16 protein-coding genes, 1 pseudogene and 1 riboswitch are annotated in these 21,352 nt (G+C 59.8%); of the genes and pseudogenes, 6 read left to right on the top strand and 11 right to left on the bottom strand.

The genetic code is table 11. The features are described 5' to 3' along the window. Positions 1 to 14: 14 nt before the first annotated feature. The 7 genes from ABYA88_RS04930 to tkt form a co-directional block, all read right to left on the bottom strand. A complete protein-coding gene (locus ABYA88_RS04930; RefSeq protein ID WP_373185805.1) occupies positions 15 to 1,121 on the bottom strand; it encodes a PQQ-dependent sugar dehydrogenase in 1,107 nt (368 codons plus the stop codon). 24 nt (positions 1,122 to 1,145) lie between these two features. Continuing rightward, on the bottom strand, positions 1,146 to 1,616 hold the full coding sequence (locus ABYA88_RS04925; RefSeq protein WP_373185803.1) for a hypothetical protein: 471 nt from the start codon (positions 1,614 to 1,616) through the stop codon (positions 1,146 to 1,148). Between the two features lie 35 nt (positions 1,617 to 1,651). Further along, positions 1,652 to 1,930: a hypothetical protein gene (locus tag ABYA88_RS04920; protein WP_373185801.1), complete on the bottom strand. Its 279-nt coding sequence runs from the start codon at positions 1,928 to 1,930 to the stop codon at positions 1,652 to 1,654. A 38-nt stretch (positions 1,931 to 1,968) separates the two neighbouring features. Further along, positions 1,969 to 3,033, bottom strand: a complete 1,065-nt coding sequence (gene fba, locus ABYA88_RS04915; RefSeq protein ID WP_373185800.1) for a class II fructose-bisphosphate aldolase — start codon at positions 3,031 to 3,033, stop codon at positions 1,969 to 1,971. Between the two features lie 116 nt (positions 3,034 to 3,149). Continuing rightward, positions 3,150 to 4,325, bottom strand: coding sequence for a phosphoglycerate kinase (locus tag ABYA88_RS04910; RefSeq protein WP_373185798.1), 1,176 nt, complete (start codon positions 4,323 to 4,325; stop codon positions 3,150 to 3,152). Between the two features lie 89 nt (positions 4,326 to 4,414). Beyond that, the gene (epd, locus tag ABYA88_RS04905) at positions 4,415 to 5,440 is read right to left on the bottom strand and encodes an erythrose-4-phosphate dehydrogenase (protein WP_373185838.1); all 1,026 of its coding nucleotides are present in this window, start codon (positions 5,438 to 5,440) and stop codon (positions 4,415 to 4,417) included. Between the two features lie 2 nt (positions 5,441 to 5,442). Continuing rightward, positions 5,443 to 7,440: a transketolase gene (gene tkt, locus ABYA88_RS04900; protein ID WP_373185796.1), complete on the bottom strand. Its 1,998-nt coding sequence runs from the start codon at positions 7,438 to 7,440 to the stop codon at positions 5,443 to 5,445. Between the two features lie 210 nt (positions 7,441 to 7,650). On the opposite strand from tkt, the gene ABYA88_RS04895 reads away from it, so the two are divergent. From ABYA88_RS04895 to ABYA88_RS04870, 6 genes and pseudogenes are all read left to right on the top strand, one after another. Then, positions 7,651 to 8,655 carry an ArsR/SmtB family transcription factor gene (locus ABYA88_RS04895; RefSeq protein ID WP_373185794.1) on the top strand — a complete coding sequence of 335 codons (1,005 nt, stop codon included), beginning with the start codon at positions 7,651 to 7,653 and terminating at the stop codon, positions 8,653 to 8,655. 27 nt (positions 8,656 to 8,682) lie between these two features. Further along, positions 8,683 to 9,873 carry a methionine adenosyltransferase gene (metK, locus tag ABYA88_RS04890; RefSeq protein ID WP_373185792.1) on the top strand — a complete coding sequence of 397 codons (1,191 nt, stop codon included), beginning with the start codon at positions 8,683 to 8,685 and terminating at the stop codon, positions 9,871 to 9,873. Positions 9,874 to 9,886: 13 nt separating this feature from the next. Then, positions 9,887 to 9,981, top strand: a riboswitch (S-adenosyl-L-homocysteine riboswitch). A gap of 21 nt (positions 9,982 to 10,002) precedes the next feature. Further along, positions 10,003 to 11,409 carry an adenosylhomocysteinase gene (ahcY, locus tag ABYA88_RS04885; protein WP_373185790.1) on the top strand — a complete coding sequence of 469 codons (1,407 nt, stop codon included), beginning with the start codon at positions 10,003 to 10,005 and terminating at the stop codon, positions 11,407 to 11,409. Positions 11,410 to 11,471: 62 nt separating this feature from the next. Further along, on the top strand, positions 11,472 to 12,317 hold the full coding sequence (gene metF, locus ABYA88_RS04880) for a methylenetetrahydrofolate reductase [NAD(P)H] (RefSeq protein WP_373185789.1): 846 nt from the start codon (positions 11,472 to 11,474) through the stop codon (positions 12,315 to 12,317). Between the two features lie 35 nt (positions 12,318 to 12,352). Continuing rightward, a complete protein-coding gene (locus ABYA88_RS04875) occupies positions 12,353 to 13,117 on the top strand; it encodes a substrate-binding periplasmic protein (protein WP_373185788.1) in 765 nt (254 codons plus the stop codon). A 138-nt stretch (positions 13,118 to 13,255) separates the two neighbouring features. Continuing rightward, positions 13,256 to 14,758 (top strand): annotated as a pseudogene (locus ABYA88_RS04870) (DEAD/DEAH box helicase); the annotation flags it as partial. A gap of 100 nt (positions 14,759 to 14,858) precedes the next feature. Here ABYA88_RS04870 and pgaD read toward each other — a convergent pair. Genes pgaD through pgaA form a run of 4 tightly spaced genes read right to left on the bottom strand, consistent with a single transcriptional unit; the run spans position 14,859 to position 21,155 of the window. Then, positions 14,859 to 15,359 carry a poly-beta-1,6-N-acetyl-D-glucosamine biosynthesis protein PgaD gene (gene pgaD / locus ABYA88_RS04865; RefSeq protein ID WP_373185786.1) on the bottom strand — a complete coding sequence of 167 codons (501 nt, stop codon included), beginning with the start codon at positions 15,357 to 15,359 and terminating at the stop codon, positions 14,859 to 14,861. Next, positions 15,356 to 16,696 carry a poly-beta-1,6-N-acetyl-D-glucosamine synthase gene (gene pgaC, locus ABYA88_RS04860; RefSeq protein ID WP_373185784.1) on the bottom strand — a complete coding sequence of 447 codons (1,341 nt, stop codon included), beginning with the start codon at positions 16,694 to 16,696 and terminating at the stop codon, positions 15,356 to 15,358. The genes pgaD and pgaC overlap by 4 nt, the downstream gene beginning before the upstream one ends. Beyond that, complete coding sequence (gene pgaB / locus ABYA88_RS04855; RefSeq protein WP_373185783.1) at positions 16,693 to 18,705, bottom strand: poly-beta-1,6-N-acetyl-D-glucosamine N-deacetylase PgaB; 2,013 nt, start codon at positions 18,703 to 18,705, stop codon at positions 16,693 to 16,695. Before pgaB ends, pgaC begins: the two co-directional genes overlap by 4 nt. Beyond that, a complete protein-coding gene (pgaA, locus tag ABYA88_RS04850; RefSeq protein ID WP_373185781.1) occupies positions 18,705 to 21,155 on the bottom strand; it encodes a poly-beta-1,6 N-acetyl-D-glucosamine export porin PgaA in 2,451 nt (816 codons plus the stop codon). The genes pgaB and pgaA overlap by 1 nt, the downstream gene beginning before the upstream one ends. Positions 21,156 to 21,352: the final 197 nt, after the last annotated feature.

Raw genomic sequence — 21,352 nt, 5'->3', positions numbered from 1 at the left:
GCCGTCCCGTCCACTCAATCTGCGGGTACCACTCGCAGAACCTTGCCTTCAGCAGCGTCGGTCAGCAGATACAAGGCACCGTCAGGGCCGGTGCGCACGTCACGAAAACGCGCTCCCAGTTCCTCGAACAGGGTTTCCTGTGCGATGACTTCGTTACCCTCGAGCTCGACCCGGCGCACATTACGGGCTGCCAGCGCAGAGATCATCAGGCTGTCTTGCCAGGCAGGAAACAGGTCGCCGCGATACAGCGTCATGCCGGAGGGGGCGATGGACGGCGTCCATTGCACCAATGGCTGCTCCAGCCCAGGTAACGAGGTGTAGGGACTGATGACCGAGCCGTTGTAATCCAAGCCGTAGGTGATCTTCGGCCAGCCATAATTGTTACCCGACTCGATCAGGTTCAGCTCATCGCCGCCACGCGGCCCGTGCTCGTGGCTCAGTACGCGACCGTTCTGCTCGTCATAGACAATTCCCTGCACGTTGCGATGGCCGATGCTGTAAAGCTCCGGCAGCGCGTCGCTCTGGTCGATATAGGGATTGTCTTCCGGCACCGAGCCGTCACGATTCAGGCGCACGATCGAGCCGATATGACTGGCGGTCTTCTGTGCTTCTTCCCGGTAATCGAAGCCATCACCCAGCGTCAGCAACAACGTGTGGTCGGGCAGAAAGGCGATGCGTCCACCGTAATGGGCATCGCCGGCCTTGGCAGGTTGCACACGGAACAGCTCGTCCACCTCCCGCAAGCTGCCGCCGGTGAAGACCGCGCTACTCAGACAGGTATGGTTGGCCTCCTGGGTACCACAGGCATAACTGAGGAAGATGCGGTTGTTACTCTCAAACTCCGGGTCCAGGGCTACTTCGAACATCCCGGCCTGGCCGCTGGCAAACGCCTCTGGGATACCCTCGATCGCCGCTGCCTGCAGTTCACCTGCAGCATCAATATGCCGCAAACGACCGGCCCGTTCGGTGACCAGCATGCCACCGTCAGGCAAAAAGGCCAGGGACCACGGAAACTCGAGTCCTTCAGCTACCGTTTCAATCTGGTAATCCGCTGCCTGTGCGGCGCTGGCAAATGCCACCGCGACCATTGCAACAAGGGCACCACCACTCTTGCTCTTCATGCTCAAATCTCCCATGGACGATGTTCAGCCAAGTACGCGTAAACCACGGCGTGCTGGCGGGCGGGTCAGTCGACCGAACAACCAGCTACCCATACCAACCGCAGCCATCATTATCAGCAAACCGGGCGTTTCACGTGTGGCAGCGATAAAGGTCGGCATCGGCAATACGTAGTTGGCGGTCAGAAAGGCCACCCATATGCCCACCGAACCTGCCAGGAAAAACAGCAGCCAGCGCCAGGGCTTGAAGATCTTGCCGAGCCCGTGTGCCACCGGCAAGGCGACAACGAAGGTGGCAGCCACCATAACCCCGAAAAATGGCGTAAACCCTCCCAGGTCGCGCAGGGTAGCGTCGAGCCGTTCGGACCAGGGTATCGGGACGCCCAACTGCTGGAGTTCCCACAGATTCAACTGGGTTTGCGCGATGGAGCCAAGCGCGGTGGCCAGCAATACGCAGACCAGATAGAAGAAAATCACCCGCAAGATCGTCATTAGCATCGATCGTGTTCCTGTTCCTGTTCTTGTTGTCGTGCTCAGTCAGTAGTTTCGGGCAACTCAGGCAAATTGCGCAACGCTTGCTCGTAAGCAGGCATGTCGAAGGGCTCGTCGCGATCGAGCATCAGGCCGACACTGTAGGCCAGCACCTGGGCCATGAGCTCGACACTTTCCTCCCGCGCATAACCCACCAGGGTGAGCTTGTTCTGGGTAGCCTGCGCGGCAGGAGGCTGGTCAGCAGCAAGCTGATTCTCCACCGCCTCGACCAACCTCTCGCGTGCAAAATTCTCGTCTGGCTCTTCTTCTGGCGCGCGCATGGCCTCTCCTTGCAACAGCGGGTTGCGAACCCTCAGGCTCAGTTGATTTTCGGATCCAGTTCGCCAGTGGCGTAGCGCTGGTACATCACTTCCAGACTGACCGGCTTGATCTTGGAGGCATTGCCGGCTGCACCGAAGGCCTCGTAGCGGGCGATACAGATGTCACGCATCGCCTTAACGGTTTCACCGAAGAACTTGCGTGGATCGAACTCGCTTGGATTCTGCGCCATATGGCGACGCATCGCACCGGTGGACGCCAGACGCAGGTCGGTATCGATGTTGACCTTGCGCACACCGTGCTTGATGCCTTCAACGATTTCCTCGACGGGGACGCCATAGGTCTCCTTGATGTCGCCACCGTACTGATTGATGATCGCCAGCCATTCCTGCGGCACAGAAGACGACCCATGCATGACCAGGTGAGTGTCGGGGATGCGTGCGTGAATGGCCTTGATCTGGTCGATCGCCAAGGTGTCGCCGGTCGGTGGCTTGGTGAACTTGTAGGCCCCGTGACTGGTACCAATCGCAATCGCCAGCGCGTCGACGTGGGTCCGCTTGACGAAATCAGCAGCTTCTTCGGGATCAGTCAGCATCTGGCTGTGATCCAGCGTGCCGGTCGCACCGATACCATCCTCTTCCCCGGCCTGGCCGGTTTCCAGACTACCCAGACACCCCAGCTCGCCCTCGACCGACACGCCGCAGGCGTGGGCCATCTCGACGGTACGGCGGGTCACATCGACGTTGTAGTCATACTCTGTAGGAGTCTTGCCCAGCTCACACAGGGAGCCGTCCATCATTACCGAGGAGAAACCCAGCTGGATCGAGCGCTGGCAAATGGCCGGGGTAGTACCATGGTCCTGGTGCATGACGACCGGGATGTGCGGGAATTCTTCAATTGCGGCCAGAATAAGGTGGCGCAGGAAGGGCGCACCGGCATACTTGCGGGCGCCGGCCGAGGCCTGAACGATAACCGGGGAATCGGTTTTGTCGGCAGCTTCCATGATGGCGCGCATCTGCTCGAGGTTGTTGATATTGAAAGCCGGCACTCCGTAGCCATACTCGGCCGCGTGATCCAGCATCTGGCGCATACTGATAAGAGCCATGAATGTTCTCCTGAACGAATGGTGCAAAAATTGTGTATCAGCCTGCCGCACCTGACGGATGGCTGCAAGTTGTCAGCCGCGCGAACCCGAGCGGTCCGCGCGGGACGAGTATTGCCTCAGAGCTTGGTTGGGCTCGCGGCGGCTTCTTCGAGTATCTGTACCGCTGGCAGGGTCTTGCCCTCGACGAACTCTAGAAAGGCGCCGCCGCCGGTGGAAATATAGGAGATGCGATCAGCTACACCATATTTATCTATCGCCGCCAGGGTGTCGCCACCCCCGGCTATCGAGAATGCGGAGCTTTCGGCAATCGCCAGCGCCAGCGCGCGGGTACCCTCGCCAAACTGGTCGAACTCGAATACACCGACCGGGCCATTCCAGAGGATAGTCCCGGCGGATTTCAGCAGTTCGGCAAAATGCTCAGCGGTCTGCGGGCCGATATCGAGAATCATGTCATCCTCGGCAACGTCAGCGATCAGCTTGACGGTGGCTTCGGCGTCTTCGGCAAAGGCCTTGGCCACCACCACATCGGTTGGCAGGGGCACACTGACACGTGCGGCGAGCTCGCGCGCGGTATCCAGCAGGTCGGCTTCGTGCAGCGACTTGCCTACCGGATAACCTGCGGCAGCAAGGAAGGTGTTGGCGATACCGCCCCCCACGATCAACTGATCACACTTTTCCGACAGGGCGTTGAGCACATCCAGCTTGGTCGAGACCTTTGAGCCGGCAACAATCGCGGCCATCGGACGCGCCGGCTGCTTCAGCGCCTTGCCCAGTGCATCCAGCTCGGCAGCCAGCAGCGGGCCGGCACAAGCCACACGGGCAAACTTGGCCACGCCATGGGTCGAACCCTGGGCACGGTGGGCGGTGCCGAAGGCATCCATGACGAAGACATCGCAAAGCGCGGCATACTGCTGCGCCAGCTCGTCATCGTTCTTCTTCTCGCCGCGGTTGAAACGTACGTTCTCGAGCAGGACGACCTGGCCCGGCTCGATTTCCACGCCCGCAAGATAGTCGCGAATCAGCGGCACATCACGCTCCAGCGCCTTGCTCAGGTAGGCGGCGACCGGCGCCAGACTGTCCGGCTCGCTGAACACGCCTTCTTCCGGCCGCCCCAGGTGTGAACAGACCATCACTGCAGCACCCTTGTCCAGCGCCTGCCGGATTGTTGGCAGCGCGGCCAGGATGCGCGCGTCGCTTTGCACTTTGCCGTCCTTGACCGGCACATTCAGGTCCTCGCGAATCAGCACTCGCTGACCCTTCAGATCCAGTTCGCCCATCGTCAATACGCTCATTTGCGACTCCTTGCTAGTCAATTACAGAATTCATGCCCCTGGGTGCTATCCGGGGCGGACCGCCCGGGCCTGCAATTCCCGGACACTATTCACTTTCTCAGCCAGTAACCCGCCACATCGATCATGCGGTTGGCGAAGCCCCATTCATTGTCGAACCAGACCAGCAGGTTGACCATGCGCGGGCCCGACACCCGGGTCTGACTGCCGTCTACGATGGCCGAGTGCGGATCATGGTTGAAATCACAACTGGCATGCGGCAGCTCGGTGTAATCGAGCAGCCCCCGATAGGCTCCATGAGCGGCATCCTCAAGCAGACGATTGACCTCTGCGGCGCTGGTGTCGCGGCGTGTCTGAAGGGTGATGTCCAACGCTGACACGTTCACCGTCGGAACCCTGATGGCTTTGGCCTGAATCCGGCCTGTCAGTTCCGGTAAAAGTCGCTCTATCCCCCGCGCCAGTCCAGTAGAGACCGGAATGACCGACTGGAACGCGGAACGGGTCCGACGCAGGTCGTCATGATGGTAGGCATCGATTACCGGCTGATCGTTCATCGCCGAATGAATGGTGGTGATCGACACATAATCCAGACCAATCTGCTCATCAAGCAGTTTCAGCAGGGGCACGCTGCAATTAGTCGTGCAGGAGGCGTTGGAGACCAGCCGTGCATCACCATCGAGCTGCGTCTGGTTCACACCGTAGACCACAGTGGCATCCACCGCCTCGGCGTTGGCCATCGGCTGGGAGAACAATACTCGGGGAATCCCGGCGTGACTGAAGCGCAATGCTTCCTCCCGGGTGGTGTACTGACCCGAGCACTCCAACAGCATGTCGATATTCAGTGCACGCCAGTCTATGCCCTCGGGCTCGGACTGCCGCAACACCTGGATGGATTGACCGTCGATCTGCAGGTGCCCGCGCTCAAACGACACTTTTCCGGGAAACCGGCCATGGGTCGAGTCGAACCGGGTCAGATACTCGATACCGGCTTCGTCGGCGAGGTCGTTCAGCGCAACGATCTGCATCCCTTCGCCGCCGCGCTCATGCAGCGCACGCAGCACGCACCGCCCTATCCGGCCATAGCCATTGAGGGCGATACGAAAAGGGGCCGGTGGCACCATCACTCCTCGAGCAGCTCATCGGCTGCTGCCAGAATATTTTCCACAGTAAAGCCGAACTCCTCGAACAGCGCTGGCGCGGGCGCAGATTCGCCAAAGGTATTCATGCCGATAACACGGCCGTCGAGACCCACGTACTTGTACCAGAAGTCCCCGTGGCCGGCTTCGATGGCAATACGCGCGCCGACTTCCAGTGGCAGCACTGCCTGGCGGTATTCGGCATCCTGCTGATCGAACACGCTGGTGCACGGCATGGAAACCACGCGCACCCGATACCCCTGCTCGGTCAGCCTGGCATGCGCCTGCATCGCCAGACCGACTTCGGAACCGGTAGCGATCAGGATCAGCTGGGGCTCACCCTCACAGGCCTTGAGGATATAGCCGCCGCGGGCGATCGCGCCCTCGGTCTCGTTATCGCGCAGCTGGTGCGGCAGACTCTGGCGCGAGAATATCAGCGCGCTCGGCCCGCCCTTGCGTTCCACCGAGTACTTCCAGGCAACCGCCGCCTCGACTGTGTCGGCCGGACGCCAGGTATCCAGATTCGGTGTGCTGCGCAGGCTGGTCAGCTGTTCGACCGGCTGATGCGTCGGACCGTCCTCGCCCAGACCGATGGAATCGTGGGTAAATACATACAGCACCCGCACCTTCATCAGCGCAGACATGCGCACTGCATTGCGCGCATATTCCATGAACATCAGGAAGGTGGCGCCGTAGGGAATCAGACCGCCATGCAATGCGACGCCGTTCATGATTGCGCTCATGCCGAATTCGCGCACGCCGTAATACATGTAGTTGCCCGAGGCATCTTCCTGCACTACCGGCTTGCAGCCTTTCCACAGGGTCAGGTTGGAGCCGGCCAGATCAGCCGAGCCGCCAAGCAGTTCCGGCAATAGCGGACCAAAGGCGTTCAGACAGTTCTGGCTGGCCTTGCGGCTGGCGATGGACTCGCCCTTGCTGGCCACATCGCGGATGAACGCGGAGGCCTTCTCGGAAAATTCTGCCGGCAGCTCACCCGCCATTCGGCGCAGAAACTCGGCGGCGAGCTCGGGATATTCGCTCTGGTACGCAGCAAACCGCTGATTCCATTGCTGCTCGGCCTGGCTACCGGACTGACGGGCATCCCATTCGGCGTAGATGTCGTCGGGGATCTCGAACGGACCGTGCTTCCAGCCCAACTGCTCGCGGGTCAGCGCAATTTCCTCATCACCCAGCGCGGCACCGTGTGAGTCTTCCTTGCCCTGCTTGTTCGGCGAGCCGAAGCCGATAATGGTCTTGCAGCAGATCAGGGTCGGCCTATCGCTCTTGCGCGCGGTTTCGATCGCCGTCTTGATCTCGTCGGCGTCATGACCGTTTACGTTGCGAATGACCAGCCAACCGTAGGACTCGAAGCGCTTGGGCGTATCGTCGGTAAACCAGCCATGCACCTCCCCGTCGATCGAGATGCCGTTATCGTCGTAGAAACCGATGAGCTTGTTCAGCCCCAGGGTGCCCGCCAGCGAGCAGACCTCATGAGAGATACCCTCCATCAGGCAGCCATCACCCATAAACACATAGGTGTGGTGATCGACCACATCGTGACCCGGACGGTTGAACTGGGCAGCCATGATCTTCTCGGCCAGGGCAAAACCCACAGCGTTAGCCAGCCCCTGCCCCAGGGGGCCGGTGGTCGTTTCCACGCCCGGCGTATAGCCATATTCGGGGTGACCCGGCGTCCTGCTGTGCAACTGGCGGAAATTCTTCAGCTCATCGATCGGCAGGTCATAGCCGGTCAGATGCAGCAGCGAATAGATCAGCATCGACCCATGGCCGTTGGACAGTACGAAGCGGTCGCGGTCAGCCCACTGGGGGTTCAGCGGATTGTGCCTCATGTAGTCACGCCACAAGACTTCGGCGATATCGGCCATGCCCATCGGCGCGCCGGGATGGCCGCTATTGGCTTTCTGCACAGCATCCATGCTGAGGGCACGAATGGCATTGGCTCGGTCACGACGGCTGGGCATGGGTAACTCCTGTGAGGCTGACAGATTGACTGGTCAGCGGATAATCCGACCAGGTGCAAGGCCCGGCATTTTCGCGCAAACCGCGGCGCCGGGCAATGAAAACCCCATTGCGATTGCTTCGGGCACCATCCGGGCACCAACTCGGACCCTATATCAAACTATTTTGATATAGATCTTGCGCCGTTGCCATTGGCCACCTACACTGCCCACATGAATGATCTCGCCCGGCTCGCGCCACAGCATCCCAGCCCCACCGACCAACTCGCCGCCTTTTGCAAGGCTGCCGGGGATGCGCTGCGTCTGGATATATTGCGCGTGCTGCGTAATGACTCGTTCGGCGTACTGGAGCTGGCGCAGATTTTCGCGATGCGCCAGTCCGGCATGAGCCACCACCTCAAGGTGCTGGCCAATGTCGGCCTGGTCAGCACCCGACGGGAAGGCAATTCGATTTTCTACCGGCGTAGCCTGCCCGATGCAGGGGGTTGCTGGTCAGGCGTGCATGAAGAGCTGCTCAATGGCCTGGACGACTTGCCGCTTAGCGCTGATCTGCAACGGGCTATCGCGGTGATCCACAGCCAGCGCGCGGAAATGTCCCGTCAGTTCTTCGCCCGGTTTGCCGTAGGCACGCCGGCGCAGCAGGATCTGATCGCGCATTTTGGCCTGTATCGCGAGCCGCTGCTGGGGTTGATCGACGGCCTGCGGTTACCGGCCCGTCGCCTGGCTATCGAGGTGGGGCCGGGTGAAGGCGGGTTTCTGCCCGACCTGGCAGCCCGCTTCGACCGGGTAGTCGGTCTGGATAATGCTGCCTCGATGCTTGATCGGGCGCGCCAGCAATGTGCCGAGGCCGGCCTGGGTAATGTCGAGTGCCTGCTGGCCGATGCGCTCGCAGCCCAATCGGCACTGCCACTGGCCGATTGCGTGGTGTGCAACATGGTCCTGCATCACATGCCCGCTCCGGCAGAGGCCCTGAAACGCTTTACCCGCCTGCTCAAACCAGGCGGCAGCCTGATCCTGACCGAGCTGTGCAGCCATGATCAAAGCTGGGTACGCGATACCTGCGGCGATCTCTGGCTGGGCTTCGATCAGCATGACCTCAGCCGCTGGGCCGCCGATGCCGGCCTGCTGGCGGGCGGTAGCCTGTATATCGGGCTGCGCAACGGATTCCAGATACAAGTACAGCAGTATTTCACACCCGAACTGACCACAACGAACTGACAAACTGACAACAAGAGGGATGGCACCATGAGCGATTACTCGTTATTCACCTCCGAATCGGTCTCCGAAGGCCATCCGGACAAGCTGGCCGACCAGATATCCGATGCCGTGCTCGACGCGATCATCAGCGAAGACAAGCATGCACGCGTCGCCTGCGAAACCATGGTGAAAACCGGTGTCGCGATTGTCGGCGGTGAAGTCACCACCAGCGCCTGGGTCGACCTCGAAGATCTGGTGCGCAATGTGATCAAGGATGTGGGCTATACCTCCTCCGATGTCGGCTACGACGGCGATACCTGCGGCGTGATCAACATCATCGGCAAGCAATCGCCGGACATTGCCCAGGGCGTCGACCGGCAGAAGCCGGAAGACCAGGGTGCCGGTGACCAGGGCCTGATGTTCGGCTACGCCAGCAACGAGACCGATGTGCTGATGCCAGCGCCGGTCACCTTTGCCCATCGCCTGGTCGAGCGGCAGTCCGAAATCCGCAGAAATGGCACCCTGCCATGGTTGCGTCCAGACGCGAAATCCCAGGTCACCTGTCGTTATGACAACGGCAAGGTGGTGGGTATCGATGCCATCGTGCTGTCGACCCAGCACAATCCCGAGATCAGCCTGAGCGATCTGCGCGAGGCAGTGATGGAAAACATCGTGCGCCATGTGATTCCGGCCGAACTGCTGCACGCCGACACCCAGTACCACATCAATCCGACTGGCAATTTCGTGATTGGCGGCCCGGTAGGTGACTGCGGCCTGACCGGCCGCAAGATCATTGTCGACACCTACGGCGGCATGGCCCGCCACGGCGGCGGCGCGTTTTCCGGCAAGGACCCGTCCAAGGTCGATCGCAGCGCTGCCTATGCCGGTCGTTACGTGGCCAAGAACATCGTTGCCGCAGGTTTAGCCGAGCGCTGCGAGATCCAGATCTCCTACGCCATCGGCGTCGCGCAACCCACGTCGATGTCGATCAACACCTTCGGCACTGGCAAGATAAGCGATGACAAGATCATTCAGCTGGTGCGCGAGCACTTCGACCTGCGCCCCTATGCCATCACGCGCATGCTTGACCTGCTCCATCCGATGTATCGAGCCACTGCGGCCTACGGCCATTTTGGCCGCACGCCGCAGGAAGTAACGGTCAATGGCGACACCTTTACCACTTTCCCCTGGGAAAAGACCGACCGCGCCGAGGCCCTGAAAGCCGACGCCGGACTGTAAACAGATTCTGACCCCATCCGAGGGGCGCTGCAGCGACCAGGCACAGTACCGCCAACAGGTCGTCAGGCTCGGCTGGTGTCACTAAACAGGTAACCGCGCCCATTCGCTAACTACGAATGGAGTAATCGCATGAGTGCAGTCATGAACGAGAAAGAATTCAACGACTACAAGGTCGCCGATATGTCGCTGGCCGACTGGGGTCGCCGGGAGATCATCATCGCCGAGTCGGAAATGCCGGCGCTGATGGCGATGCGTCGCAAATACAATGCCGAGCAGCCCCTCAAGGGCGCGAAGATCCTCGGCTGTATCCACATGACCATCCAGACCGCTGTGCTGATCGAAACCCTGACCTCACTGGGTGCCGAAGTTCGCTGGTCGTCGTGCAATATCTTTTCGACCCAGGATCAGGCTGCTGCGGCCATCGCCGCTGCTGGCGTGCCGGTTTTTGCCTGGAAAGGCGAGACCGACGAAGAGTACGAATGGTGTATCGAGCAGACCATCCTGAAAGACGGCAAGCCATGGGATGCCAACATGATCCTGGATGACGGCGGCGACCTGACCCAGATACTGCATGACAAGTACCCGCAGGTACTCGAAGGCGTACATGGCGTCACCGAAGAGACCACCACCGGCGTCCATCGTCTACTCGACATGATGAAGAATGGCTCCTTGAAAATACCGGCGATCAACGTCAACGATTCGGTGACCAAGAGCAAGAATGACAACAAGTACGGTTGCCGTCACAGCCTCAACGATGCGATCAAGCGTGCCACTGACCATCTGCTGTCCGGTAAGCAGGCGCTGGTTGTCGGCTATGGTGATGTCGGCAAGGGCTCCGCTGCATCCCTGCGTCAGGAAGGCATGATCGTCAAAGTCACCGAATGCGATCCGATCTGCGCGATGCAGGCCTGCATGGACGGCTACGAACTGGTATCGCCCTACAAGAACGGCATCAACGATGGCACCGACGCCAGCGTGGACGCCGCTCTGCTTGGCAAGATAGACCTGATCGTGACCACTACCGGCAACGCCAACGTGTGTGACGCAGGTATGCTCAAGGCGCTGAAGAAGCGTGCAATCGTCTGCAACATCGGACACTTCGACAACGAAATCGATACCGCCTTCATGCGCAAGAACTGGGGCTGGGAAGAAGTCAAAGCGCAGGTGCACAAGATTCACCGTACCGGCAAGACCATCGACGTGCAGAACGATGACTATCTGATCCTGCTGGCCGAAGGCCGTCTGGTGAACCTGGGCAATGCCACCGGTCACCCAAGCCGGATCATGGATGGCTCGTTTGCCAACCAGGTATTGGCGCAGATCCATATGTACGGCGAAAAGTTCGGCGACCTGCCCCCTGCAGAGAAGGCCAAGAACATCACTGTTACGGTCTTGCCGAAGAAGCTTGATGAAGAAGTCGCACTGGAAATGGTCAAGGGCTTTGGCGGCGTCGTCACCCAACTGACCAAAACCCAGGCCGATTACATCGGCGTTGAAGTCGAAGGCCCCTTCAAGCCCGACAGCTACCGCTACTAAGCAGCGACAGATTGCGCGCCCCGCGGCGCGCAGTCTGCAGCCGTAGCTCCCAAGGAACCGCAATGACCGAACATACCAATAAAGTCAGCTTTGAATTCTTCCCGACCAAGACCGACGCCGGGCATGAAAAGCTGATTGCTGCCGCCCACGTGCTGGCAGAGCACAACCCCGAATTCTTTTCCGTCACCTACGGTGCCGGTGGCTCCACCCGTGACCGTACGCGCAATACCATCTTGCAGCTTGACCAGGAAGTGAAGGTGCCTGCTGCTCCGCATCTGTCCTGTGTCGGCGACAGCCGGGATGACCTGCGAAACCTGCTCACCGAATACCGCGAAGCAGGTATCAAGCGCATCGTCGCTCTGCGCGGCGATCTGCCCTCGGGTATGGGGCAGGCATCTGGTGAACTGCGCTATGCCAACGAGCTTGTTGATTTCATCCGCCAGGAAACCGGTGATCATTTCCATATCGAAGTGGCCGCCTACCCCGAAGCCCACCCCCAGGCCCGGCACTATGATGCAGACCTGGACAACTTCATTCGCAAGGCCAATGCGGGTGCCGACAGCGCGATTACTCAATACTTTTTCAATGCCGACTGTTATTTCCACTTCGTCGAGCGGGTTCGCAAGGCCGGCGTGGAGATACCCATAGTGCCGGGCATCATGCCCATCACCAATTACAGCAAGCTTGCCCGTTTTTCGGACGCCTGCGGCGCCGAAATTCCGCGCTGGATTCGCAAGCAACTGGAATCCTATGGTGACGACAGCGCGAGCATTGCCGCCTTCGGCACCGAGGTCATAACCCGATTATGCCAACGCCTTATTGACGGCGGCGCGCCCAGCCTGCACTTTTATACCCTGAACCAGGCAGAACCCAGTCTGGCTGTATGGCGCAACCTGCACGGCAAGTAAGCCGCCGCAGGCCTTACCAGGACCGGAGCCCACTGATGAAGCTGACAATCTTTCTGTTCATATCTTCATTGACAGTGGGCGCCATGGCATACGCAGAGCCTCTGCGCATCGTCACGGAAGAGTGGCCACCCTTCATATATGCCGAAAAGGGCGAAATAAAGGGTGCTGACAAGGAAATTACCGAACATCTGCTCCATCAGCTTGGTTATCAGGTGACCTGGAAGCTCAAGCCCTGGCGGCGCGTGCTCCGTGAGGTGGCGGGAGGCGAAGCTGATGCCATCCTCGACATTGCCCCGCACCCCGAATACCGGGCCCGCTTCCTGTTCGCCGAAGAGCCCCTGTCCAGCCATGAAACCGTGCTATTCCATGACAAGCGTCGCCCCTTTGCATTCAGTGGCGTAAATGACCTGGCGGGGCTGAGGATCGGCGTCTCTCCTGGCTATCTGTACAACAACGATGCGTTCATTTCATCCGATGCCTTTTTTCGCGAGCCCGCTCCTACTTTCGAAGCCAATATGCAAAAACTGATGCGTGGCCGCGTGGACATGGTCGCCATGAGTCGGCCGGTGGGGCTGTACACGAGCCGTAGCCTGGGAATCAGTCACCAGCTTCACTATCACCCGACGCCTTTGAGCCAGAGCGATTTCTACCTTGCCTTCCATCAATCGCCCCGATGGCAGAAGACCGCACGGGCGTTTTCCCAGGCGTTAAAAGCATTCAAAACCACGGATGAGTATCAACGCATCCTGCGCGATTACCGCCTGGAAAGCGTCGACGGAACGCTCACCCTGTCTCCCTGATTCACCCTCCGCCAGCTGGCATCAACGTTTTAGCTGCGGTATTGCCTTGTTTCTGTTACAATCTCGCTCCTCCATTTTTTTCATCATCGGCCGCACGGGCAACTTAGCTCCGCAAACGGCCATCACAGGGTTATCTGAATGTCCTTTGCTACTCTCGGCTTGTCCGACGTGCTTGTGCGCGCCGTTGCAGCCACTGGTTATACCTCCCCCACCCCCGTACAGGCCCAGGCCATCCCAGCAGTTCTCGAAGGTCGCGACCTGATGGTTGCTGCCCAGACCGGTACCGGCAAGACCGCAGGCTTTGCGCTGCCGATCATCGAAAAGCTGTATCCGGCCGGCCAGGCCGAGGCCGGCCAGCGCCGCGCGCCGAAGCAGGTTCGCGTGCTGGTATTGACGCCGACCCGCGAACTCGCGGCTCAGGTACATGAAAGTTTTCGTACCTACGGTGGCGAGCTGCCGATGAAAACCGCCTGCGTTTTTGGCGGCGTCGGCGCCAACCCGCAGATGAAAGCCATCGCACCGGGTCTGGACGTATTGGTCGCCTGCCCCGGTCGGCTGCTTGATCTGGTCGGCCAGCGCGCCGTCGATTTGTCCAAGGTCGAAATCCTTGTGCTTGACGAAGCTGACCGCATGCTCGATATGGGTTTTGTGCATGACGTGAAAAAGGTCATCGCCAAACTGCCTTCCCAGCGTCAGACCTTGCTGTTTTCGGCTACTTTCTCTAAAGATATAACCGATCTGGCAAACAAGCTGCTGAACAACCCGGCTCGCATTCAGGTTACGCCACCGAACACCACCGTCGAGCGTATCGAACAGACCGTGTATCGCGTACCGGCCGGTCACAAGCGTGCACTGGTTGCCCACCTGATCACCATGGGTGCCTGGGAACAGGTTTTGGTATTCACCCGCACCAAGCACGGCGCCAACCGTTTGGCCGAATACCTGGACAAGAACGGTCTTCCGGCGGCCGCGATCCATGGCAACAAAAGCCAGAGTGCTCGCACCAAGGCGCTAGCGGATTTCAAGGCCAACAAACTGCGCATTCTGGTTGCCACCGATATCGCGGCCCGCGGTCTGGATATCGATCAACTGCCCCATGTGGTCAATTTCGAGCTGCCGAACGTATCGGAAGACTATGTACACCGGATCGGCCGGACCGGCCGTGCCGGCCGCAGTGGTGGCGCGGTATCACTGGTCAGCCCGGACGAAGAGAAGCTGCTGCGCGATATCGAGCGTATGACCAAGCAGAAAATCGAAGACGGCAGCCTCGAAGGATTCGAGCCGCCGGCGCAGGCGGAGCTGAACAGCGACCGTCCCGAGCGAGCCCGTGGCGCGCCGTCTAACAACGGTCGCGGCCAGCGGCCGGCCAACGGCGCCGGGCGTGGCCAGCAGACTCGCAGCGACAAGCCCCGCGGTGACAAACCCCGCGGAGACAAGCCACGCGGCGACCGTCCACGCACAGACCGACCGCGTAGCGATGCACCGCGCAGCAATCAGCCTCCACGTGCCGCGCGTCCGAACAGCGAGCCACAGGACAGCGTGAGCGAAGAACGTCGTCATCAGGCTCTGGGCAATCGCATCGCGCCAAGCCCGGCGTCAGCCGACGCACCGCGCAAGCCTGCCGGCAACCGTCCGCAGCGCGAGAAGCCGGCTCTGTTCGGTCGGTAAAAGCGATCGTTCTAGAGTAGTCAAAAAAAGCGGACCTGCACCAGGTCCGCTTTTTTCATTTCCGTGGCCAGTATCAGATAACCGGGTCGCGCTCGACCGGGTCAGACTCGACCGGAAACTGTCGTTTCGCTCCACTATGCTGGCCGCTCATCCGCTCCGGGAGCTCTGCCGATTGCAGGTTGCCTTCCCGATCATTATGCAGAGTCATCAATTGACTACTCTGCAACTCCCTCATCAGCGTCGCGTCCACCCCGAAGTTTCTCGACAACGTTTCCTCGGAGAGGTTAGGTACTCGCGCACGGCGCTCGTAACCGGCTGCCTGACGACGTCGATAACCGGCCCAGATGATGATCGTGGCAGCCACAAGCAGACTCAAGATAAGATACAAAACAAGACTGTCTACACCAGAGAGCGTATTGACACCCAACTTCATCCTTGGTCCTTGCCGCTCGTCGATCATGATTCCTCGAATGTTGCCCAGCAGCAACCAGATGAATACCAGCCAGGCAATGAGCGTAAAGACAATATCGACCAACTGCGGAAACCAATGCCGAGGTGTGCGAATAAGATTCATGCTTGCCTCCTGGCGATGCCGCGATCGGGACTGGTCCAGCGGGCGCGCTTCTGTCTTGGCCTGAGCATGACACGCGGAAAGCTGGCCAGCGTGGTGAACAGCGTGATCATCCAGAACACCAGCGGATACCAGATAATCCAGAACAGTGTGCGACCGAGACGCTCTTCGTAGCGCCTTTCGATCATCAGACTGAGGGAAAACTGCAGCAAGCAGACACAGGCCAGCACAAGCCCGGTGAAGCCCGGCGGTACGATAGTCACTACCTGAAGGCTTTCCGGCAGCGTAACGAACAGACCCAGCGTCCAGAGCACGATTGTCATCGCGAAAGTAAAGGCCCACACTGCAGAAAGACCGAACTCTATCAGCAACGGCCACATGTAGCGGAATCGCCACTTCCAGATACTGCTGATATTCTTGCGCAGCACCTCTGCGCCGCCCTGGGACCAGCGCAGACGCTGCTTCCACAGGCCGCGAAGCGTTTCCGGCATCAGGATCCAGCACAGCGCACGCGGCTCATAGAAGACCGACCAATGGTCCAGCTGCAGCTTCCAGCTGATGTCGATGTCTTCGGTGATCATGTTCGGGCTCCAGTAACCCACCCGGCTCAGAGCACTGCGCCGGAAGGCGGCAACCACACCCGAGACAGTGAAAACACGCCCATAAACCCGCTGAGTGCGCTTGATCAGCCCGATGATCGACGAGAACTCCCCAACCTGGATACGTCCGATCAACGTCGAGCGGGTGCGTATACGCGGGTTACCGGTTACGGCGCCAACACGCGGGTTTTCAATCAGAGGCGCAACCAGATAAGCGACTGCGTCTTCGGCGAGCAACGCGTCCCCGTCGATACAGACCAGATATTCGCTACGAGCCGCCAGGGCGCCCATGCGCAGCGCAACGGCTTTACCCTGATTCTTCGCCAAATGCACCACACGCAACCTACTGTCAGTCTCGAGCAGACTGTCGAACAGTGCAGGGGTGCCGTCACTGGACCCATCATCAATGACGATCACTTCTATATTCCAGTAACGCTGCGCCAGCGCGGCCTGTATGGTTTCTACCGCACAGCCTCCTTCATTGAAACAGGGGATTAGGATCGTCACCAGAGGATTGCCTTCCAGCTCCGGGGCCGGCACTTCGCCGGTGCGCGACCAGGGCCAGCGCCGCTCCCAGTGCAACCAGAAGTAGAGTCCACCGGCAATCCACAGGGCAGACATCAACAACGGATAGAAAAAAACAAAACTGAGTAATAGCTCACCCGTGAGCATCAGCGCGAAACCCAGAGGACCGGCAAGCACCAAGAGCAGTACGAGAAATGCAATTAGGCGCTCTTTCATCGCTGGGTACTCCACGCATTCGACAAGACAGGCCGAATCTTGCCTAGGGAGGGGTTATCGGTGTGAGGATCGTCAGGGTAGTAACCGAAATGACGGGCTCCATTCCATTGCAACTGACGCATCCAGCGCACCAACACATCGCTATCTACCGGGGCTCGCTGCCCGGCTCGCCAATCCTGCGCCTGCAACTCGAACACCGTTCGCTCCAGCGCGCCTGAGTGCTTTGCAACCTGCTGCACCAGGGCGGCGAGCCAGCTATCGGATTGCTCCAGGCTGACACCTTCCATCAGGGGCATCGCCATGATTGCGGTCCAGTCATAGCTGACCAGGAAGTCCTGGAGGTTTTGCGCGAACCAGGCTTCACTCCGGGGATTGATCACCGGTCTGGCGAACAGATTGCGCGCGGTAAGTATTTGTGGTCCGCGAATGGCCTTGACCCGCCCCGCTAACTCAAGGGTGAAATCGAGCAGAAAACGGCTCTTGAATCGGGTCCAGCGTTGCATCTGCTCGGCGTCCGAGCGCAACTGGCCGATATCGGCCGGCATCCCCGCCGCAGAATAAGCAGCCAGAGCAGCCGGACTCGCATCCTCAAAGTCTGAAAGTAACGCATCATCGTGAAACAGCAGCCCATGAAAGCTCGCGTGCCGGGCGAGGTCTTCATAGATCTCTGCAATCTGCTGTCTGGCACGCGGATCGAACGGAGACAGTCGCTGGTACTGATCTGGATCCACAGCAATCAAACCTGTCTCCGGGTCAATCGAGGCGACTCTCGGCAACTCTGGATCCAGCGCGAAGCTGAGCACGGGCATCCACGCGAAGACCTCAACGCCGGATCGCGTGCGCAGCTGCCAGGCCGCACGGTTGAACAGGTCGGCACGCATCGGCAAGTGGCGATTAGGGAAATACAGCTCCCTGACCGTGCCATCACCGGTGGGATCGGCGTAAGCCTGCAAAAAGACCGTATTGATGCGCATGTCGGCGATACGCTGCACCAACAGGCCAAGATTCTTTTCCATCTGAACCGGATCAGGATCGTAAACATAATCCAGATCCACGTGGGCCACTCGCATCGCATTGGTTTCTTCGACCCTGGTCACGGCGTTGGCGAAACTGCGGGTGTCAGGGTTTTCACCAACTAACAGGCGCGGCGCGTTGCGCAAATCGTTGACGCTGGCAAGACCGCTGACCAAGGTCAGCGCTACCTTGTGTCCGTTAGCGGCAACAATCTCCAGCGCGGTGCCGCTGGCGGCGCCATATGGCCACACCCAGACCCGTGGCTCGGTGCCGGTAATCGCCTTTATCTTGCTGTTAATCCGCACCACATCGGTAGCGATACGCTGGCGATAAGCCTCCTCACTCTCGTAACGCCCGGTGCGCTCGTCGTACAGGCGACTGGCTGCGGCGGGCTGCAGATTACCCTGCGGGTTGGCGCGCGCGCCAAAGTGCAGATTGTCAGTATGAGCACCAATCTCTACCAGACCCGAGTCGACGATCTCGCGTAGCTGCGCTGCGTCGGCAAAGCGGGCTCGGGGCACCGGAATACCACCGTAATCCACTGCCTGATTCGCCGGCGTATCCAGCCAGACTCCGACCGGCGCGAGAACAGCCGGCCATTGATAGGCCTTCAGGATCGGCAGAACACGTTCTCTGAAACTGGCAAAGCCGTCGTCGAATGTCAGCAACACAGCCTTCTCCGGCAGCGGCTTGCCGCCCAGGCTGGCTTCGAGCACTTGATCCACCGAAACTGCCTGATAGCCGTTCTCGCGTAACCAGGCAAGCTGCTCAACCAGATTCGCGGTACCAACAGACAGAAAAGCGTTGTCTGGATCGGCGTCCTGGACGTCATGGTAGGAAAGCGCCAGCAAGCGACCTGCGGGCCAGGGCGTCTCGCGCGCTGCGACCGGGCGATCCGCGGGAGCAGTGTAGGGGACAGGCTGTTGCGCACACGCGGTCACCAACAGAAACAGCATGGTGACCAGCAACAGGCGATAACGTTCAAGCATATTCATCATAGCCCCTCGAAGCGGAAATTGAGATCGAGTACGAGACGGTACTCCCGCTCCCGTTCGCCGTCGTAAGGCCTGCTCAACGCCGACACGACAAAACCGGCATCAAGCACGCTGTTGAAGCGAATGCGTTGGCCGTAGCCAACCAGACCCATAGCTCCGCCATCAAATCCGTTCTGGCTGTAATGGCCGACACCCACCTGAAGATCGTGGCTCCAGATCGACTCGTAATGCCGGCGCAGAATATGCGAAAGGTTCAGCGTAGCCATCAGACCCAGATCATTCTGTGGATTGAAATAGGGGCCCTCGTCGCCCTGACTATTGCTGCTGGCTGAGAGTTCGGCGCCAAGGTCAAGCAGCAGTCTGGGCGCAGTGTAGAGGCGCTGACGCCCGTCCAGCACGACGCTGAACCGATCATTGCCGTCACTGAACTGCATAGGCGACACGGACAGACCGACTTCGCGCTGCTCGCTGGCTCGCCAGCGAACAAAGGCTGACAGACTGTCAGCGTCGATATCGCTGTTCAACGCGCGCAGCGGCGTTTGCGCAGACAGCAGTTCGGCCGACCAGCCATACTGCCAGAGGTCGTTGATATCATGGGTGCCCGACAGGCGCCCACCCAGACGATTCCCGTAGCCGAAGTCATGCCGCGATACTTCCGCTTCCAGCGTATGATCGCGAATACGGTGCTCGACGCCGGCACGCAGCCATCGGTGATCGGCACTGCCCTCTTGAAACTCACCACGGCCGAACCCGCCACCAGCAAATAGACGCCAGGCATCGCGCATTGGCTCGCTGTATACCACTGCTTCCAGCCCAAGGTCACCCGCGCCGGATATGCTGTCGTCCGAGCTGCTACCGCGGTAGCCGGCGAGGCGCAGTTCAGCCATATGGTGCACCTGCCGCGCACGCTCGAGCCGCTGCGCAGTCAGCGATTCGGGCAAGCGCTGGATTAGATCATCAGCCAGATCATCCGCCTGTCGCCATTCCTGCAGGCTCAACGCGTTGAACCCCTGCCCGGCTTCGACTTCCAGACTGCGGGGCGACGTGCTCTCAGCGATCTTCAGCTCCTGCTCGGCGCGGCGCGGCCAGCCACGGGCCGCGTAAACGCTGGCTCGGCTGGTACGCAGGGATACGTTACCGGGTGCGGCATCGGAAAGCTGTTCGAACGCCTGTTGCGCTGCCGGTAAATCATCACGATAAAGCGAATTGTTCGCCAGCAAACTCTGGCTGTCGAGCCAAGCATTGTTCGGCCGCCCCTGGGGAATTCCGAGAGGGTAAAGCCGGGCCGGCTGAGCCGCCGCAAGCTGCTTGCTCAGGTCATCGGCCTCACTTAACTGCTCACTCTCGATCAAGGAAAAGTACAAGCCCTGGTGATCGGCGATCCACAAAGGATCTCTGCTGTTACCCGCCGCTATCACACGCCGATAAAGCTCCGCCGCTTCCGCAGGCTGACGTGTATAAAGCAACGCACTGGCTACCCAGCGCAGGGCATAAGGGGGCAAAACTGATTGCTCGGCCTGAAAACGTCGATATTCTGCGACCACTTCCGCCATTCGGACTCGCGCATGCAACGCGCCCAGCCGATCAACACGAACCCGCTGCAGATCGGCATCGGCCGCAGGTTGATTCTGCCACTCATCACCTAACGCGTCGGCCTGCTGGAGCGCGCGATCCGCAACCATGAATCTTTCATGCTCGGCGCGCGAAGCAGTGTCAGCCAATCTCACTCGCTCAGCCAGTATGTCGCCACGAATCGCACGAAACTCGGCGCCCGCTATCAAATCTCGATTCTCTTCGGCGACGCGTAGCGCCATTACCGGCAAACCTGAACGCTGCAAAGCAAATATGTACTCGCGCAAAACGTCGGATCTGCCAGGGGCCATGTCGTGCGCGCGATCATATTCGGCCAATGCGGCATGTTGCTGGCCGTCGCGCATCAGGGCGTAGCCTAGCGCAAGGCGGGCATCGAGCAAATCGGGAGCGCGCTCCAACCATACGCGGGCTCGCCTGATTGCTGCAGGGGTCTGACCCATATCGGCCATGGTCATGAGCAAAGACAGGTGGAAGTCGTTGCGCTCGGGCGCTAGCGAACGGGCAAGGTGGTAGCCGTTCAACGCTTCACTCCATTCACCCCTGTTTCGCCGCGCCCGCGCCATCGCCGCCACCGCATCAGGGTTATTGGCAACCAGTGGCTTGTTCTGTTCGTAGAGGCGAATGACCTCGTCATCCTTGCCCGCCCAGCCCGCAATCAGCAGGTGGTCCAGCCGCTGAGCCGCAGTGGGCGCCGGCAAAGCACGCAGGTATTCCAGAGCGGCTGCTTGGTCGCCTCGGCGGGCCTGCTCAACCAGCTGGGCATAAGACGGGGCGGCGAACGCGGGCGCCCCGCAGATGCCGATACCGGACGCAATAAAGCAGGCTAGAGCGAGCTTCCCTACCGATCTGCTGGGCAAGTTGATCAACCTCGATGGTTTAGTACGGTTCCATGGCAACATGTCGAAAGCTTGAACATTCGACCGGCCGATTAAACAGTGATTCTACTCTGACATCACTAATGATAAACATTTTTTGACACATCGCTCAACCATTTGAAAGCGCGTTATTTTTTTGGCGGCGCAAATACCCAAACTCCGAGCGAAACCGCGGACAA

The sequence above is a fragment of the Halopseudomonas sp. genome (genome assembly GCF_041579695.1).
Lineage (GTDB): Bacteria > Pseudomonadota > Gammaproteobacteria > Pseudomonadales > Pseudomonadaceae > Halopseudomonas.
The sequence above is the reverse complement of the archived record's forward strand: the minus strand, read 5'-3'. Positions and strand labels throughout refer to the sequence as shown.